The organism is Streptosporangium sp. CA-135522 (assembly GCF_050949235.1).
GTDB lineage: Bacteria > Actinomycetota > Actinomycetes > Streptosporangiales > Streptosporangiaceae > Streptosporangium.
The window spans coordinates 5,832,962-5,849,514 of sequence record NZ_CP192026.1 but is presented as its reverse complement, the minus strand read 5'-3'; the positions used below and the strand labels follow the sequence as shown (position 1 = coordinate 5,849,514).

The following is a 16,553-nucleotide window of genomic DNA, read 5'->3' as shown; positions in this document are numbered from 1 at the left end:
CATCTATAGGCGCTATAACTGCTCATGGAACGTTCCAATGATCCTGCGGCGTCTCCGGGACCGACAACGGCGGGCGGTACGGACGGAAGCGATCCGGGTTCGGTGGAGGCTCCAGGGGCTGACCTCGGCCGCCGGTTCGGGCCGGTGCCGGGCGTAGGAGACGGCTTCATGTTCGACAGGCGAGATACCGCTCGGCCCGACCCCGGACGCACGCTTGAACTCGTCGATGAACGCCACGGGGGAGACGGGCCGGGTAAGCCGGGAGGCGGGACGCGCTACCGAGCATCACGTGGTGCGAAGCCGGCCCTATCCGTCGTATAGAGAAATCCTATACGGCTGGTACGGACCAGTATTGACCGCGTTGATCGCGGAGTGATCTCATGTGAGCGATTCACCCACTTTGCGAGTAGATCACTCATAGAAGGATGCGCATGCCCCCGAAACATCCAGGTCCAGCGGTCCTCGCGGCTGTGTTATCCGCCTCTTCCCTGTTCGTCGCCGCACCGGCCGACGCTGAGCCGGCCGCCTCCGTCAACCGGCTCTATCCCACTCCCCAGCAGATCACGCCCACTCACGGCGGCTTTCCCCTGAGCCCTGTCGTCGGACTGGTCCGTACCACTCGGAGCGACCCCCAGGCCGAAGCCGTCGTACGGAAGGCGTTGAAGGACGCGGGCGTCGAACGGATCGAGACCACCGACGGCGAGGATCCGAAGACACCCGTCACCGTCTGGTTGGGCGGCGAGGCCGAGATTTTGGGCGCGCAGGGGTCCGAAGGACTACCCGCCGAGGGCTACGTGCTCGCGGCGGGCAAGGACGGACGCGGTGGCAGGCACATCGCGCTCGACGGCGTCGACGCCGACGGCACCTACTACGCCGCACTCACCTTCGCCCAGCTCATCCAGAAGCGCGGCGGCGCCGACCGGGTGCCCGGCGTGGTCGTGCGCGACTGGCCGTCCATGGCCTATCGGGGCTCGATCGAGGGCTTCTACGGCACGCCATGGTCGCACCAGGACAGACTCGACCATCTCGACTACCTCGGCGCGCACCGGATGAACACCTACGAGTACGCGCCCAAGGACGATCCCTACCACCGCGACAAGTGGCGGGAGCCGTACCCGCAGGACAAGCTGGCGCAGCTGGGCGAGCTGATCACGCGCGCCCGCGCGAACCGGGTGGACTTCACGTTCGCGCTCTCGCCCGGCCTGTCGATCTGCTACACCTCGGCCGACGACGTGAACAAGCTGCTGGCCAAGTTCGAGGCCGTGTACGCGCTCGGCGGCAGGTCGTTCAACGTCGCGCTGGACGACATCGACGCCGGCAGGTGGAACTGCGACGGCGACCGCGAGAAGTACGGCACCAAGGGGTCGGGCTGGGCGCAGACCGACCTGCTCAACACCGTGCAGGGCTGGGTGCGGGGCAAGGGCGACGTGGCGCCGCTGCAGACCGTGCCGACCGAGTACGACAACACCACCGAGACCGCTTACAAGAAGTCGTTCAGGGACAACCTCGACCCCGACGTGATCGTTCACTGGACGGGCGTGGGCGTCATCCCGACCGCGATACTCAAGCGGGAGGCCGCCCAGGCGCGGGCGGTGTTCGGGCACAAGATCCTGGTCTGGGACAACTACCCGGTCAACGACTACAACGCGGGCCGGCTGTCGATCGCCGCCTACACGGGGCGCGAGAACGGCCTGTCGGAGAGCCTGGTCGGCATCATCTCCAACCCGATGAACCAGGCCGCCGTCAGCAAGATCCCGCTCTACTCCTTCGGCGACTTCGGCTGGAACGACACCGCCTACGACGCCGAGCGGTCATGGCAACGCGCGCTGGCCGAGGTGGCGGGCGGCGACCAGACCACCGTCCAGGCGCTGCGCGACTTCGCCGACCTCAACACCCTCGACGGCACGCTGCACAAGAAGCAGGCGCCCCTCCTGGCCGCCGCCATCGCCAGGGGCGAGGGACTGCGCGCGGTCGCCGAACGGTACGCCAAGGCTCCCGACCTCATCGCCAGGGGGGTGGCCGACCGCGCTTTCCTCGACGAGGCCAAGGCCTGGCTCGAAGCGACCAGGCTGTGGACGAAGGCCCTGGTCAAGGCCATCGATCTGACCGACGCCGTTCGGGCCGACGACGGGGGGAGGGCGCTGCAGCTGCGCGATGAGATCACCAAGCTGGTCGCCGACGCCAAGGCCATCAGGGACGTACGGCTGCCGCACGCCACCACCTTTCCCAAGATCGGCGACCGCGTCATCGACACGTTCATCGCCGACGCCTTCAAGGCCTATGACGCGTGGGTGGGCGCCGACCCCGACCGCCTGATCGCCACCAGCACACTCGGGACCTACTCCGAGTACGGCCCCGAGCTGATGGCCGACCGCGACCCCGCCACCTTCTACTGGAGCAACAGCGCACCGGGCGCGGGCGACGCGGTGACCGTGGACCTCGGCTCGGCTCGGACCATCGGCGACATCGCCGTGCTGATGGGCAAGAGCTCCAGCCCCGGCGACTACATTCACGCGGGCGTCCTGGAACACTCTCTTGACGGCGCGACCTGGACGGCGCTGACCAGCGGCACGACCGCCGAAGTCAGGCACAAGGCACCCGAGGGCACGCGGGCCCGCTACGTCCGCTACCGATCGACCGGCGGGCAGAGCAACTGGCTGGTCGTCCGCGAGTTCCAGGTGGACACCCTCGACGGCGGCAAGACCAAGCTCACCGCGAGCGGCACGCCCGCGGGTGACCTCGCGTCCGCCGTCGACGGCGACCTCGACACGATCTACACGGCCGCGTCCGCGCCCGGCGACGGCGACGCCCTGCAGGTGACGCTGTCCCAGGCGCGCCTGATCGACAAGGTGATCGTCGTCGGCACGGGGTCGGCCGAGGTGCAGGTCAAGGTGGACGGCCAGTGGCGGGCGATCGGCGCGTTGTCAGGGCCGTACACCGAGCTCGACGCTCCTGAGGTGAAGAGCGACGCCGTACGGCTGGCATGGGCGGCAGGCGGCGGCGCGCCGCGGATCGCCGAGATCGTGCCGCGCTACGCCGACGTGCCGCCCGCCGATCTCCAGATCGTTCCCGGCACTCTGGAGGCCACGGCGGAGGAGAAGTCGACCGCGACGGCGGTGCTGACGACGCGGCTCGCCAGGGCGGTCAAGGGAACGCTCACGGTGAGCGCGCCCCACGGATGGAACGTCGCTCCCCATCACAGGCAGCTCACCGTGCCGCGCGGCGGGCAGCTCACGGTCCCGCTGAAGATCACCCCTCCGGCGGGGGCGGCCGGCCGTACCGAGACGGTGACGGTGAGCTTCGGTGAGGTGAAGGCCGAGGTGAAGGTGACCGTTCGCCAGTCGTGACGCGGGTGTCCCGGGTGCGGTGGCCGTCGCGCCGGTTGGCGTGCTCGTCACCGCGGGTGCCGTACCCGGCGCCGCACCGGCCGCCGGCTTCAGCGTGGCCAGTTCGCCTGCTCTTCCAACAGCCTCAGGAAAGCGGATTCGGCGGGTGAGAGCAGCCGGTCGCGGCGGTGGGCGACGACGATCGGACGGGCCGGCGGCGCCGGTCGCACGTCGATGAGCGCGAGCGCGCCGAGGGCGACGTCGCGCGTCACGGCGTGCTCGGAGATCAGGGACAGGCCCATTCCGGCGCCGACGGCCTGCTTGAGCGTCTCGGTCCCCCAAATGTCACCCGTCGCGACTTCGCCGAGGCCCCACCGGGCGAGTTCCGCCTCCTGCAGCTGACGGGTGGCGGAGCCGGCCTCCCGCAGGAGGAAACGCTCCCCGGCCAGCTCGGCAGGGTCGACCGGGCGGCCGGCCAACGGGTGGTCCGGGGCTGCGATCAGCACCAGCAGGTCCTCGAACATCGCCGCGACCTCGAGCTGCGGTGCCGGAGGCCGACCGGCGAGCACGGCGAGCCCGACCTTGCCGTCGAGCAGCCAGCGCTGCACCTGCTCACCGTTGCCGACCTGCAGGCTGTGCTCGATGCCCGGATACTTGTGCACGAACCGGGCGAGCAGCGTCGGCAGCAGGTAGGTGCCGACGGTGCTCGTTCCGGCGACGGCGATCCGTCCTGTCGCCAGTCCCTGCACCCGCTCGATCGCGGTCACCGCCTCGTCGGCGAGCAGGAAGATGCGCCGCGCGTACTCGGCCAGCACCTCGCCCTCGGCGGTGGCCCGCACCCGCGCCCCGGACCGGTCGACCAACGTGGCGTGCAGCGACTTCTCCAGCTGTTGCACCTGCCCCGATACCGACGGCTGGCTCATGTAGAGCTTCTGAGCCGCCGCGGAGAAGCCACCGTACTCGAGCACCTGCAGAAAGATCCACAGGCGATGGAGGTTGAGCTGCATGATTCAACGCTAACGCCACGGCATTCTGTGGGTATCAGTAGGTGATGCAGGCCGACCGCCACTCGGTGTAGAAGTCCCAGACCTGCGGGGAGCACTCCGGCGGCCCGAACTGCGACGCCTTCGACCCGGAGTGCGGCAGGTGCGCGTACGCCCCCACACCCGGCCGGTTGACGTGCAGCATGCCGGCCTCGAACCGGCCGAGCGCCTCGAAGATCCGGGCCGGGTCCTGGGTGAACAGCGTGCCGGACATGCCGTAGCGCACGGAGTTGGAGATGCGCATGCCGTCGTCGAAACCATCGCACGGGATCACGGACAGGACCGGCCCGAAGACCTCCTCCTGGGCGATGGTGGCGTTCGGGGCGACGTCGCGCAGGATCGTCGGCTCCATGAAATAGCCGGGACCCGGTACCGCCCGTCCGCCGCACGCCAGCTTCGCGCCCTGCGCCTGCGCCCCCTCTACCGCGGCGACGCAAGCGGCCAGGCGTGCGGCGTCCACCACGGGGCACACGTCGGTGTCCGGTGCGGCGCCGGGCCCGACGCGCATCGCTGAGACCCGTTTGACGAGCCGTTCCAGGAGTGGCTGCTCGACCTCGCGGTCCACCACCACCCGGCTGGTCGCGCTGCAGCGCTGCCCTGCCTGCCCGAACGCGCCGTGCACGATCGCGTCGGTGGCGCGGTCCAGATCGGCGTCGGCGAGGACGATCACGGCGTTCTTCCCGCCGAGTTCGAGCTGGGTGCGCAGGAGCCGGTGTGCTCCGGCCTCCTGGATCGCCACTCCGACAGGCAGGGATCCGGTGAAGGAGACGCCGGCGACGTCCGGGTGCGCGACCAGTGCCTCGCCGGCCGGCTGGTCGCCCTGTACGAGGTTGAGCACTCCGCTGGGCAGGCCCGCGTCCTGGAACAGCTGGACGAGCAGCGCCGCGGTGTGCGGTGTGAGAGGGCTCGGCTTCAGTACGGCGGTGCAGCCGGAAAGCAGCGCGGGGGCGACCTTCCACATCGGGATCGCCAGCGGGAAATTCCACGGCGTGATCAGGCCGACGACCCCGATCGGCACGCGGAACGTGCACGCGAACGTGCGCGGTTCCTCCGCAGGTGTCGTGACGCCGTTGAGCCTGCGGGCCTCGCCGGCGGTGAAGTCCAGGACGGCCAGTGCCCGCTCCACCTCGCCGCGGGCCTCCGACGTGCGCTTGCCCTGCTCTCGGGTGATCGCGGCGGCGAAGTCCTCGCGATGTTCGGTGAGCAACTGCCACGCCCGGCGCAGGTAGGCGGCCCTGGCGATGGGCCCGAGGTCGCGCCACGCGGGCCCGGCCCGATGTGCCGCGGCGACCGCGGAATCGATGTCGACGCCGCCGGACTCGGCGAACTCCCCGATCACGTCGGCGGTGTCGGCGGGGTTGACGTTGCGCCGCCTGCGGCCGGTCTCGGGTACCACCCAGCGCCCGTCGACGTGGTTGCGCAGGTGATGGGCGGAAACAAGCGCGAAAGTGGGATTCGCCATGGGAATGCCTTTCAGGTGTGGGCTCACCGGTCGGCGAGCAGGTCCTCGGCGAGCCCGAACGACAGAGTCATGCCGGCACCCCCCAACCCGTTCACGACGGTGACGCCCGGCTCGGGGTACGCCACCAGGTCGACCCCGCCGTCGGGCAACGATGGGTAGACGCCGTGCCAGCGCTCGGCGATCTCGGGGCGGGGCAGCACGGCGAACGTCGCGAAGTAGTCGAGGATCGCCCGGTTCACGCTCTCGTGCTCGAACGGGTCGTGCGTCATGCGGTAGCTGTGGCTGTCGCCGATCGTGACCTGGCCGTCGGCCGTCTGCGAGACGAGGACGTGGACGCCCTGGGCGAGGTGCTCGGGCAGTTGGGCGGCGAACCTCTCGCGCAGCGGCGCCAGGCTCGCGCAGTGGGCGAACGACTTGTAGTGCAGCAGGGTCAGCCCGGCGCACAACGCGGGACCGAGCGCCCAACCGGCGGGTTGCCGCACCGTGCGCAGCATCTGCAGCTTGCAGCGCCGGATGCCGCTGGCGGCGTAGACCTCCGGGTAGAGGGTCTGGAACTCGTTGCCGCTGCAGACCACCACGCGCTCGGCCGACCAGTCCCCGGCGGTGGTCGACACGGTGGGCGGCGTGATGCCGCGGACCGCGGCCCCGTAGACCACCTCGACGCGGAACTCTCGGGCCAGCAGATCGGTGACGGCCGGGATCGCCTGCCGAGGGTCCACGTTGACCTCGGTCGGGCTCCACAACGCGCCGCGCAGCCCGTCGGTCCGCGCGGTGCCGCTGCGCTCGGCGACCTCGGCCGAGGTGATCATCCGGACGCCGTTCTCGACCGCGGCCGGGGTGGTGGCGAGGAACTCCTCGAGCACATCCTGCTCGTCGGCGTGCCGGGCCAGATGGAGCGAACCGCTCTCCGCGTACCAGGCATCGGTGCGCTTGAGCAGGTCCAGCCAGATCTCGCGGCCGCGCAGAGCCCGCGAATACACCTCGGCGGCCTGGCCGACCGGCCAGATCAGCCCGAAGTTACGGATCGAGGCGCCGACGGCGCGCTCGTCGCGTTCGAAGAGGGTGACGCGGTGGCCGCGGCGTGCCGCGGCGTAGGCGGAGGCGATCCCGACAATGCCGCCGCCGACCACCGCGACGTCCGTCCGTCGTGTCGTCATGCTTCGTTCCTTTCCGGGCGTGCGGGGTGGGACCAGTTCGGATCAGGCGGCGGCCGGGCGCGAGTTCCAGCGCGGCGCGAGGAGCACGGCGGCCACGAACGCGGCGCCGGCGAAGCCGTAGAACAGGGAGCCGGTGCCGAGGTAGCCCGGCAGCAGGCCGCCGAGGATCGCGCCGACCGAGCCGCAGCCGTTGACGAAGCCGGCCGAGGCCCCGGCGTGCTCGGACGTCCCGAAGTCGACGGCGCAGACGCAGGAGATCATCGCGTCGGCGGCGTACACGGTGAGCCCGATGAGTGCCAGCAGCACCACCATGAGCACGACATTGCCGGAGGCGGTCAGCGGCTCGAACAGCACGAGCACTGCGACCAGGCCGAGCAGGCTCAGCACCGCAGGCGGCACCCGGCGGGCGGAGAAGAGCTTGTCCGAGACCAGCCCGACGAGGATGGGAGCGGCCAGCCCCGCGGCCCCGAACGCGACCGGGATGACGACCGCCTCCAGCGGTCCTGCTTCGGGGATGTGCTCGACGACGATCACCGGCCCCCACAGCAGGATCGCGTAGCGGGCGGGCTTGAGCAGGAAGTACGCCACGCCGAGCGTGAGTACCATGCGGTCACGCGCGGCGGCCAGGAACGCCTCGCGGACCGATCGTGGAGCGTGCGGCCGCGCGTCGACGGCACCGGCGGTGGGCTCGCCGACGAACTCGTCGACGGGCGGCAGCCCGACGTCGGCGGGCCGGTTGCGCTGCAGCATCGCGACCAGCGCGAACACGACGACCACCACGGCGGCCCCGGCGAAGAACGCGGCCCGCCATGTCCCGAAGATCCCGTAGGCCACCCAGCCGACGAACGGTCCCGCGGCGAGAGCGCCGAAGGCGTAGTTGGTGCTCCACAGCCCCAGCACCCGGCCGCGCTCGCGCACGGCGAAGAACTGCGCCACGTTCTTGCAGAGCGAGGACCATCCCGTGGACTGGGCGAGACCCTGCACGATCATCAGCGGGGCGAAGAGCACCAGGGCGGTCACCACTCCGAGCAGCGCGGCGGCGACGGCCGACATGGCGAGTCCGCCGAGCACCACCACCCGCGGCCCGAAGCGATCGGCGAGCGTGCCCCACATGAACTGCCCGACGGCGTACGCCGCGAGATAGAGCGCGTCGAGGTTGCCGAGCATGGCCTTGGTCAGTGTCAGGTTGACCGCCGGGTCGTCGAGGATGCCGACCTTGGCCACCGAGAACGCCTGGCGGGTGAAGTAGAAACCCGCGTAGGCGATCCAGGTCACCACGAAGATCCGGACACGCCACCGCCGGTACAGCGGCGCGACGGCACTGTTCATGAGCCGCACCGACCTCTGAGCGTCCGCCCTGGTCATGGCGTCCCCCTCTCCGATCGACCGGCCAGGACCGGCGCCGGCGCGAGGTGGTTCAGCGCCACCCAGTAGGCGTCGAAATTCCGCAGCCGGTGCCCCTCGGGAAGTCCGTCGAGCGCGCGGTTGACCAGGAACGGCACCCGCTGCTCGGTGAGGCCGCCGTGTGAGCGCAGCGGCTCGTCGAGCTGGGAGACATCGTGGCGCGCGGGCTCGGTGCCCAGCGCCGTGTGGCGTTCGGCGATGAGGATCAGATCACCGACCCGGTCGGCGGGCAGTTCGAAGGCGGCGCAGGCGCTCTCGCGATCGAGGACCGTCTCGATCCCCTGCAACCGGGCGAACCGCGCCGCGACGGCGTCCCGATCGGCGCCCGCGGGCAGGTACACCGTGGCGAAGGAGCCAAGCGCGCCGTGGTGGGCGGTGTAGGGGTCGGTGATCGGCAGAATCACCCGGGCCGCATCGGCGCCGAGCCACCCGTCCAGGTGCGGCTGCAGGAAGACCACCCGCGGTTCGCCGTGCTCGTCGGACTTCGCGTTCATCCCATGGTCGGCCGTGATCACCAGGACGGCGCCCAGTGCGTCGATCTGCGCGAAGTAGCCGTCCATCATCGCGTAGAACGCGTTGGCGACCGGCGACCCCGGAGCGTGCTTGTGCTGGATGTAGTCGGTCAGCGACAGGTACATCAGGTCGGGCAGGTCACGCTCCAGGATGCGCACCCCGGCCGCGAGCACGAACTCGCTGAGCTCGGCGCTGTATACCGAGGGCTGGGATCGGCCGACGAGATCGAGCAGGCCGGTGATCCGGTTCTCGGCGAGCGTGGCGCTCTCGGCCAGCTCGGCGGAGAAGCAGATGCTCTGCCGCAACCCCGCCCCCAGCAGCCTGCGGAGTTTGTCCTTCGCGGTGATGACCGCGATCCAGTGGCCGGCCTCCTCGAACGCGGAGAAGATCGTCGGCGCCCGCAGGAACCGCGGGTCGTTCATCAACACTTCGGCATCGGTGGTGCTGTCGTAGAAGTAGTTGCCACAGATTCCGTGCACCGCGGGCGGTACCCCGGTGGCGATCGACATGTTGTTCGGATTGGTGAACGACGGCATCGCGCATTCCGCGTCGAGGCTGCCACCGCGCTCGATGAGCGAGGCCAGGTAGGGCATCCGACCTGCGGCGATGGCTTTCTCGTGATACTCGGGTTCGCTGCCGTCGATGCAGACCACGACGACCGGAGCAGCCGGTTGCCGGTACTGCCGTCCGTTGATCCGCAGGGCTTCCTGATCGTTGTGCACCGTTTTTTCATGACTGCTTGACATGCCTCCTGTCTAACCCTGAACGGCCCGTCCCGGAACGCCTCACCTCACGATGCCGGCCATAGCCGATCAGCAATAGATCCGTGGATCGGGTCCCGGACTCGTCGGCGGCACGGTGCGCCGGCTGGTCGGCAGGGCGAAGCGGCAGGAGCGCGGAACCCGCCGGCGGGCCAAGCGCGGACGGCTGTGGCGTGCGGTTCGACGCCGCCGACCCCGCCGGAATCTCCCTCCCGGCCGAACTGCTCACACGCCACGACGGCCGAACTCGCCGAGGCGGCAGGCACGATCAACGCCTACTCGCCACTGATCGGCTCCGTTCCCGGACGGCCGAGATGCTGCCGCTGAGCGCGGCCGCCGAAGCGCGCAAGCGGGTGGAGCGGGGGCAGCTGCACGGCGAGCGAGCGATCCTCGGTCCGCGGTGGCCTGTGGAGCACCGATGACAGCTGCCACGCACTCATTTCTTGATCGGCGCCTGCAGGCTCCAGACGCGTCCGTCAGGGTCGCGTACCTTCATCTCCTGCGTTCCGTAGTGGGTCTCCTCAAATGGCGTGACCACATCGATGGACGGGTCGGCACTGAACGCGTCGGCGTCCGTCACCCGCAGCACGACCTGGACCTCAGTCTTCTGGTCCTCGGGGATTTCGGCGAGCAGGAGGTAGGGGCCGTCGCCGTTGCGGAGCATCCCCGAGCCTTCCTCGGTCGCGAACTCGACGTTGTAGCCCAACGCCTGCAAGAACTTGGCCGCCTTTCCCCAGTTGTGGGTCTCGAGGTACACGCCTTCGATGCCCTCGGTGGTCATATCGGCCTTCCTTTCTGAGATTCCTGCTCGTGAACGGCGAGATACGTGCGCAACGCCTCGGCGACCAGGGCCGAGAGCGATGACTCGTTCTCGATGGCATGGTGCTTGACCTGCCGGATGAGGTCCACCGGCAAGTAGACGTTGAACTGCTTGACTTCTGCGCCCATGCATTCATGCTAGCATGCTAGCATTAATCGGATCAAGAGCGAAGCACCGAGAGCCGCGAGCCGAGGAAGGCGCCGGACGATGAAACGCCAATGGTGGACGCTGCTGGTGGTATGCGCCGCCACGTTCATGCTGCTGCTCGATGTCACGATCGTCGCGGTCGCGCTGCCGGACATCCAGCACTCGCTGGACGCGAGCTTCAGCGGCCTGCAATGGACGACGGACGCTTACGCGTTGAGCCTGGCGGCGCTCTTGCTCACTTCAGGCTCCCTGGCCGACCAGTACGGCAGGCGGCTTCTGTTCGTCATCGGACTGGCGATCTTCACGGTGGGATCGCTGCTGTGCGGCATCGCACAGGATCAGGTGATGCTGGTCGTGTCACGCGCGGCGCAGGGAGTCGGCGGCGCGATCCTGTTCGCCACCTCCCTGGCGCTGCTCGCCGGCACATTCCAAGGCAGACAGCGGGGCGTGGCCTTCGGCGTCTGGGGTTCCGTCGCGGGTGTCGCCACCGCGCTCGGCCCGGTGCTCGGCGGCGTGATCACCAGCGGGATCAGCTGGCGCGGTATCTTCCTGGTGAACCTGCCGATCGGCATCGCCGCGATCGCCATCACGCTTCGCCTGGTGGACGAGTCTCGTCCGCCGCGTGCCTCCCGGATCGACTGGCTGGGCGTCGTGCCGCTCACCGCTGGATTGTTCAGCCTGGTGTACGCCTTGATCAGGGCGAGCGAGACGGCATGGGGCGAGCAGGGTGTGCTGATCTGTTTCGGCCTGGCGGCGGTGTTCCTCGCGGCGTTCGTGGTGGTCGAGTCGCGGGTGTCCGAGCCGATGTTCGACCTGTCGCTGTTGCGGACCCCGACATTCCTCGGCGGCTCGATCGCGGCGTTCGCGATGAACGCCTCGTTATTCGCGATGTTCATCTACCTCGTGTTCTACCTACAGAACGATCTCGGTAACAGCGCGATGGGCACCGGTGTCCGACTTCTGGTCAGCTCCGGCTGCACGCTCATCGCCGCCATGGCGGCAGGCCGGTTGCTGAGCCGTGTCCCGACCCGGTGGCTGATCGGCCCGGGCCTGGTCGTGGTGGGCATCGGCCTCTTGCTCATGACGGGCGTGACCGCCGAGTCGGACTGGACCCATCTCATCCCAGGATTCATCGTCACGGGCATCGGCGCCGGAATGGTCAATCCGCCGCTGGCCTCGACCGCGGTCGGTGTCGTTCCGGTGCATCGCGCCGGAATGGCCTCCGGCGTGAACCAGACCTTCCGCCAGGTCGGCATCGCCGTGGGCATCGCCCTGTACGGCTCGATCTTCACCGCATCACTGCACGACGCACTGCGGGAGCGGCTCGCGAGCATCCCCGCGCTACGAGGACACACCGACCAGATCGCGGACGCCATCCGCATGGGTGTTCCCGGGCAAGCCATCGCCGCGGCCCCACCGGAGTTCCGCGGACAGGTGGACAGCGCGGTCCACGCCGGTTTCGCGACGGCACTGAACGACCTGCTGGTCGCCAGCGGCATCCTGGCGCTGGTAGGCGGCGTCTTGGCTTTCGTCCTCATCCGCAGCAAGGATTTCGTGGCACCCCAGGCCCCTGGCCGACCGGCCCGATCACAACCGCGGAACACCGAGGCATCACAATCGCGGTGACCGCGCGGCGGGCGCCCGGACTGCCCGTGCCGGGGAGGCGTCGCCTCCATCGAGGACGAGCGCTCGGTACCCCGGCTCGGCGGCCCGGCTCAGTGCTCCGGCCCGGGGCCCGGCCGCCGACCGCCGACCGCCGGCCGCCGGTCGGCGGCCGGCGGTGCCGGTCAGCGTTGAGCCGACCTCTTCCGGCGGCCTGTTCCGAGCCCGCCGTACGGCGACGGAAGGTCCACCGAGCCGGATGTTCCACCAGGGCGCCGGGTGCTTCACCAGGACACGGGCCCCGCGCCGAGCGTCAGTCCGGCGCCCAGTACTTCTCCATGAGCTTCTCCAACTGCCGCACCACCGGGTTCCAGCTGCCGGGCAGCGTGTAGCGGCTGACCCGGTGACCTCGATAGGCGATGGTGTACTTGAGGAAGTCGGCTCCCTGCGGCGGCGCCTCGGAGTGTCCCAGGCGCAGGTGCTTCAGGTTGCCGCGCAGCGCGCTCGTCTCCCTCTTGGTCAGGCACTTGTCCACGGTCGGGCCCGTCCGGCGGCTCAGCCGGACGCATCCGTTGGTGTAGGCGATCACGCGGTCGTCGAGCCCCGCGAAACCGCCCTGTTTGCGGAGCTCGACCAGGACCTTCTTCTTTACGGCTATCGCCTGCTTCTTCACGGCCACCGCCTGCGCCGGCTGTACCAAGGTCGCGCTCGGAACCAGCAGGAGCACTGACAGCAGGAGGATCCGCCAGATTCTCTTCATGTCCTCTTGACGTAACGGATCGGCGAACGGCTCACTTTCCCGCCGAATTCCCGGTGCGAGTGCTCAAGGGGCGGGGGGTCGAAACCCGATGGTCGGCGCGGTGCAGGATCTCTGCGGCGTCGTGGACCGGCGCGCAGAAAAAACGAAACCGTTTAGTTTATAGTGGCCTGACCCGCCCTCCTAGCGAAGAGCGCCCATGACCGACCCATCCGCCGGCGACCGTGACGAGTTCGGCATTCCGATCATCGTCACCCCGATGAGCGCCTCCGAGCGCAAGCACAAGGCGATCAGCGACGCCGCCATCGCCGAGTTCGTGACCGAGGGCTACGCCGGTGCGTCGGTGGACGCGATCGCCTCCCGGGCGGGAGTGTCCAAGCCCACGATCTATAGTCACTTCGGCAACAAGGAACGGCTCTTCCTGGCCGTGATCGGCCGATACCTGCGCAGCTCCCACACCGATCTCGGCCCGATCGCCGCACGCATCACCGAGGCGTCGGACCTCCGCGCCGCGCTGATCGACTACACCGGGACATGGGCGCGTATCGTGCTGCGCGACGACATCATGACGCTGCGTCGCCTGGTGATCGGCGAGGTCCACCGCTTTCCCCAGCTCGGAGAGGTGTGGGCGCAGACCGACGCCGTCAACGACGAGGCTCTCACGGCGGCGCTCGGCGAGCTGCACGCGCGGGGCGCGGTGCGGGTGCCCCAGCCGCGGCACGCGGTCCGGCAGCTGATCGCGATGACGATCGGTGCGGCGCAGCTCGTCAGGACCTTTCGGCCCGCCTACGAGTTCGCCGAAGGCGAGCTGGACGACATGATCTCTTCTGGTGTGGACGTCTTCCTCTCCCACTACGCCACACGGGCATAGGGTGCCGCCTCGCGGCGTAGCCGTGACGCGGCGATGGGGGAGGAATCGGATGCCTGGGATGGTCTCGTGACCGAGACGCCGGCCACCGGCTATGACGGCCTGTCCTCCCGCCTCGTCCCGGAGGCCGAGCTGCGGAGGTTCCTGCTGGACTGCTTCGGGATCGCCGGGCGCGAGCTGTTCCTCGGCCATGCCGACCGGGTCGCCGAGGATCTGCTGGACGTCCCGCAGGACACGGTGTTCGCCGCGTTCTGCACCTACCGGCAGGCCGGTGGCCACTTCGCGATGAGCTTCGAGGTCGGCGTCGAAGGACGTCTCGCCGCCCGGGTGGGCCGCCGGGAGTTCGCCGAGCGGTTCGCCGCGCGCTTCGACGCGTACGTGTTGTACGGCGAGGCCGGACCGCCGGGACTGTGGACGGTGATTCTGGCCGATGGCAGCCGTCTCCGTGCGGCGATGGAAGAGGAAGACGACCGGTCCGTGCTCTACGCGACCACGGCGCCGGTGCCGGGCCTGCCCGAGGTCCGTGTGGACGGGGGCCTCTGGCGGATCCGGTGAGTTCCGGGACATCGGAGGCCGTTTCGCCCGTCGGGCAGGTGGGGTCGTGGACGAGCCGCCGAGTGTCGTATGGGCGCCGGTGGGTCCTCGAAGGCGGGTGGCCACCCGGCGGTCGAAGGACGCCGGGTGGCCGCGTTCACCTGGTGGGCGAGGCCGGGTCAGGACTACCGGCCGGAGCCGTCGGCGCCCATGTGGCCGCCTCGCGGTCCGCCCCCGAGCAGTCCCGCACGCTGTGCCTTGAGAACGGCGTCGGCCTCGGCCTGGGTGAGGAGGCCGGCGGAGACGGCCGCCGTGAGCCGCTGGCTCACGGCGGTCTCGACTTCGGCGGCACGTTGTTGACGCAGCGTGTTCAGGGCCGCCGCCCGGCCCTGCGCCATCGGCAGCCGCATCGCCGTGCTCAGGGGTAGGTTTGGCGGTCGTGGACGGGATAATCGGAACAATCGCCACCGCGGCCGGGATGTTCGCCGGCACCAACATCGACGACATCATCGTGCTCACGGTGCTGTTCCTGTCGTCGCGGGCCAGTGGTGCTCCCAGGGCGTGGCAGATCTGGGCCGGCCAGTACGCCGGGATCGGAGTGCTGGTGGCGGCGTCGGTGGTCGCGGCGCTCGGCCTGAGGATCGTCCCCGATGACCGGGTCGGCCTGCTCGGTCTGGTCCCGTTCGCGCTCGGGGTCCGCGGTCTGGTCTCGGCGATCCGCGCTCGCGGCAGTGGCCAGGACGCCTCACCGGCCGTCGCCTCCGGTCCGATCGCCGTGGCCGGTGTGACGATCGCCAACGGGGCCGACAATATTTCGGTCTACACGCCGGTGTTGCGCACGATCGGTACCGGGGCCACCGCGGTGACGATCGCGGTGTTCGTCGCCGGGGTGGCCCTGTGGTGTCTGGCCGGCTCCTGGCTCGGCTCCCACAGGAGGATCATCGAGATCGTCGAGCGTTACGGACAGTGGATCGTCCCGGCGGTGTTCATGGCGATCGGCGGGCTCATCGTCATCGGGTCCGGTGTCCTCGTCAAGATCTTCTGACCTGGGGCGTCGCCGGGAGGAGACATGTCACCGGCCCCGAACGCCGGTGCTCATGCGCCGTTCGCCCGCCCATGCCTGACAGGCCCAGCGTCCTGTCCGCGTCCACGATGCCGTCTACTCTGTCCGCGTCCACGATGCCGGACGCTCCCGGACGGCCGCCGACCGACCGGCCCGCCCACCTGGCCGGCGACCGCGTCGAGCAGGGCGGCGAGCTTGACGGCGGGATGTCCCGGCCGCAGCGGCTAGCCCTCGGTCTTACGGGCTATCCCCGCCACGGTCCACATCTTCTCCGGGCGTTGCGCGGCGAACGCGTTGTCAGGACGCCACTGGCGGATGTAGACCAGGCCGGGGTCGACGAGTTCCATCCCGTCGAAGAAGCGCAGCACCTGGTTGCGCGTGCGCGAGGCGTCCTCGCTGCGGCCCAGGACCTCGCGGTAGATGTCGACGAGGGGTCCCGCCGCCTCGGGGCGCGTGTCGAAGACGGCGTGGGCGATGACGAGGTGGCTGCCGGCCGCCACCGAGTCGCGCAGCAGGGACACGCTCTTGAACGGGTCGTCCTCGTCGGGGATGAACTGCAGGGCAGAGGCGATCAGGATGGCCACCGGTCGCTCGAGGTCGATGAGCCGCCGCAGTCCGGGGTCGGCGAGCAGCTCGTCGGGGTGGAGCAGGTCGCCCCTGACGGCGCCTGTGCGGGGGTCGGTGGCGAGCAGGGCCAGGGCGTGGGAGAAGACGAGCGGATCGTCGGTGACGTAGACCACGCGAGCGGCGGGATCGAGGGACTGGGCGACCTGGTGGACGTTGTGCCGGCTGGGAAGTCCCGTGCCGATGGCGATGAACTGGGTGACGCCCCGCTCGATGAGATGGCGCACCGCCCGGCCGAGGAAGGCCTGCACCTCCCTCGCCATCGTCCTGATCTCCGGGGCGATGGCGAGCACCGCCTCGGCGGCCCTGCGGTCGGCCGCGAAGTTGTCCTTGCCGCCGAGGAAATAGTCGTTCATCCGGGCGACGTTCGGCACGCTCGTGTCCAGGCCTGCCGGTGGCCGCCGGGCCGCGTCGCTCATGCGTCATCTCCTTGGTTGCCTGTGACACTAAAGAACCGTGGCGACCATGGGTA

Annotated in this window: 16 protein-coding genes; 6 read left to right on the top strand and 10 right to left on the bottom strand. The window is 69.7% G+C overall.

What is annotated here, in order from left to right; translation table 11 throughout:
* Positions 1 to 470: 470 nt before the first annotated feature.
* On the top strand, positions 471 to 3,347 hold the full coding sequence (locus ACQPYK_RS27805) for a beta-N-acetylglucosaminidase domain-containing protein (protein ID WP_433236857.1): 2,877 nt from the start codon (positions 471 to 473) through the stop codon (positions 3,345 to 3,347).
* 89 nt (positions 3,348 to 3,436) lie between these two features.
* On the opposite strand, the gene ACQPYK_RS27800 is transcribed toward ACQPYK_RS27805, so the two are convergent.
* From ACQPYK_RS27800 to phnA, 5 genes are read right to left on the bottom strand one after another with little or no spacing between them, the layout of a single operon-like run.
* On the bottom strand, positions 3,437 to 4,333 hold the full coding sequence (locus ACQPYK_RS27800) for a LysR substrate-binding domain-containing protein (protein WP_433236854.1): 897 nt from the start codon (positions 4,331 to 4,333) through the stop codon (positions 3,437 to 3,439).
* A gap of 34 nt (positions 4,334 to 4,367) precedes the next feature.
* Positions 4,368 to 5,831: an aldehyde dehydrogenase family protein gene (locus ACQPYK_RS27795; RefSeq protein ID WP_433236851.1), complete on the bottom strand. Its 1,464-nt coding sequence runs from the start codon at positions 5,829 to 5,831 to the stop codon at positions 4,368 to 4,370.
* Positions 5,832 to 5,854: 23 nt separating this feature from the next.
* On the bottom strand, positions 5,855 to 6,988 hold the full coding sequence (locus ACQPYK_RS27790) for a TIGR03364 family FAD-dependent oxidoreductase (protein WP_433236848.1): 1,134 nt from the start codon (positions 6,986 to 6,988) through the stop codon (positions 5,855 to 5,857).
* Between the two features lie 42 nt (positions 6,989 to 7,030).
* Positions 7,031 to 8,353, bottom strand: coding sequence for an MFS transporter (locus tag ACQPYK_RS27785; RefSeq protein ID WP_433236845.1), 1,323 nt, complete (start codon positions 8,351 to 8,353; stop codon positions 7,031 to 7,033).
* On the bottom strand, positions 8,350 to 9,627 hold the full coding sequence (gene phnA / locus ACQPYK_RS27780) for a phosphonoacetate hydrolase (RefSeq protein WP_433236842.1): 1,278 nt from the start codon (positions 9,625 to 9,627) through the stop codon (positions 8,350 to 8,352). Before phnA ends, ACQPYK_RS27785 begins: the two co-directional genes overlap by 4 nt.
* Before the next feature lie 212 nt (positions 9,628 to 9,839).
* Between phnA and ACQPYK_RS27775 the strand changes: the two genes are divergently transcribed.
* Entirely contained in the window at positions 9,840 to 10,088 is a 249-nt protein-coding gene (locus tag ACQPYK_RS27775; protein WP_433236839.1) for a hypothetical protein, read from the top strand.
* A 14-nt stretch (positions 10,089 to 10,102) separates the two neighbouring features.
* On the opposite strand, the gene ACQPYK_RS27770 is transcribed toward ACQPYK_RS27775, so the two are convergent.
* Together ACQPYK_RS27770 and ACQPYK_RS27765 are read right to left on the bottom strand one after the other, a co-directional pair.
* Positions 10,103 to 10,447: a VOC family protein gene (locus tag ACQPYK_RS27770; RefSeq protein WP_433236836.1), complete on the bottom strand. Its 345-nt coding sequence runs from the start codon at positions 10,445 to 10,447 to the stop codon at positions 10,103 to 10,105.
* On the bottom strand, positions 10,444 to 10,614 hold the full coding sequence (locus ACQPYK_RS27765; protein WP_433236829.1) for a CopG family transcriptional regulator: 171 nt from the start codon (positions 10,612 to 10,614) through the stop codon (positions 10,444 to 10,446). The genes ACQPYK_RS27770 and ACQPYK_RS27765 overlap by 4 nt, the downstream gene beginning before the upstream one ends.
* Before the next feature lie 79 nt (positions 10,615 to 10,693).
* Between ACQPYK_RS27765 and ACQPYK_RS27760 the strand changes: the two genes are divergently transcribed.
* Positions 10,694 to 12,259, top strand: coding sequence for an MFS transporter (locus tag ACQPYK_RS27760; protein ID WP_433236826.1), 1,566 nt, complete (start codon positions 10,694 to 10,696; stop codon positions 12,257 to 12,259).
* Between the two features lie 289 nt (positions 12,260 to 12,548).
* Here the strand turns inward: ACQPYK_RS27760 and ACQPYK_RS27755 are convergent, their stop codons facing one another.
* A complete protein-coding gene (locus tag ACQPYK_RS27755) occupies positions 12,549 to 12,995 on the bottom strand; it encodes a hypothetical protein (protein WP_433236823.1) in 447 nt (148 codons plus the stop codon).
* A gap of 196 nt (positions 12,996 to 13,191) precedes the next feature.
* Here ACQPYK_RS27755 and ACQPYK_RS27750 point away from each other — a divergent pair, with 196 nt between their 5' ends.
* Positions 13,192 to 13,863 carry a TetR/AcrR family transcriptional regulator gene (locus ACQPYK_RS27750; RefSeq protein ID WP_433236820.1) on the top strand — a complete coding sequence of 224 codons (672 nt, stop codon included), beginning with the start codon at positions 13,192 to 13,194 and terminating at the stop codon, positions 13,861 to 13,863.
* Positions 13,864 to 13,929: 66 nt separating this feature from the next.
* On the top strand, positions 13,930 to 14,415 hold the full coding sequence (locus ACQPYK_RS27745; RefSeq protein ID WP_433236817.1) for a hypothetical protein: 486 nt from the start codon (positions 13,930 to 13,932) through the stop codon (positions 14,413 to 14,415).
* A 164-nt stretch (positions 14,416 to 14,579) separates the two neighbouring features.
* On the opposite strand, the gene ACQPYK_RS27740 is transcribed toward ACQPYK_RS27745, so the two are convergent.
* Entirely contained in the window at positions 14,580 to 14,804 is a 225-nt protein-coding gene (locus ACQPYK_RS27740) for a hypothetical protein (protein ID WP_433236814.1), read from the bottom strand.
* Between the two features lie 29 nt (positions 14,805 to 14,833).
* Between ACQPYK_RS27740 and ACQPYK_RS27735 the strand changes: the two genes are divergently transcribed.
* Positions 14,834 to 15,439 carry a cadmium resistance transporter gene (locus ACQPYK_RS27735; protein ID WP_433236811.1) on the top strand — a complete coding sequence of 202 codons (606 nt, stop codon included), beginning with the start codon at positions 14,834 to 14,836 and terminating at the stop codon, positions 15,437 to 15,439.
* A gap of 242 nt (positions 15,440 to 15,681) precedes the next feature.
* Here ACQPYK_RS27735 and ACQPYK_RS27730 read toward each other — a convergent pair whose 3' ends face one another.
* The gene (locus tag ACQPYK_RS27730) at positions 15,682 to 16,500 is read right to left on the bottom strand and encodes an SAM-dependent methyltransferase (RefSeq protein ID WP_433236808.1); all 819 of its coding nucleotides are present in this window, start codon (positions 16,498 to 16,500) and stop codon (positions 15,682 to 15,684) included.
* Positions 16,501 to 16,553 lie beyond the last annotated feature (53 nt).

Coding starts and splice junctions, on each gene's coding strand:
- ACQPYK_RS27800 (WP_433236854.1), bottom strand. CDS start 4,333: ATGCAGCTCAACCTCCATCGCCTGTGGATCTTTCTGCAGGTGCTCGAG.
- ACQPYK_RS27795 (WP_433236851.1), bottom strand. CDS start 5,831: ATGGCGAATCCCACTTTCGCGCTTGTTTCCGCCCATCACCTGCGCAAC.
- ACQPYK_RS27790 (WP_433236848.1), bottom strand. CDS start 6,988: ATGACGACACGACGGACGGACGTCGCGGTGGTCGGCGGCGGCATTGTC.
- ACQPYK_RS27785 (WP_433236845.1), bottom strand. CDS start 8,353: ATGACCAGGGCGGACGCTCAGAGGTCGGTGCGGCTCATGAACAGTGCC.
- ACQPYK_RS27770 (WP_433236836.1), bottom strand. CDS start 10,447: ATGACCACCGAGGGCATCGAAGGCGTGTACCTCGAGACCCACAACTGG.
- ACQPYK_RS27765 (WP_433236829.1), bottom strand. CDS start 10,614: ATGGGCGCAGAAGTCAAGCAGTTCAACGTCTACTTGCCGGTGGACCTC.
- ACQPYK_RS27760 (WP_433236826.1), top strand. CDS start 10,694: ATGAAACGCCAATGGTGGACGCTGCTGGTGGTATGCGCCGCCACGTTC.
- ACQPYK_RS27755 (WP_433236823.1), bottom strand. CDS start 12,995: ATGAAGAGAATCTGGCGGATCCTCCTGCTGTCAGTGCTCCTGCTGGTT.
- ACQPYK_RS27750 (WP_433236820.1), top strand. CDS start 13,192: ATGACCGACCCATCCGCCGGCGACCGTGACGAGTTCGGCATTCCGATC.
- ACQPYK_RS27740 (WP_433236814.1), bottom strand. CDS start 14,804: ATGCGGCTGCCGATGGCGCAGGGCCGGGCGGCGGCCCTGAACACGCTG.
- ACQPYK_RS27730 (WP_433236808.1), bottom strand. CDS start 16,500: ATGAGCGACGCGGCCCGGCGGCCACCGGCAGGCCTGGACACGAGCGTG.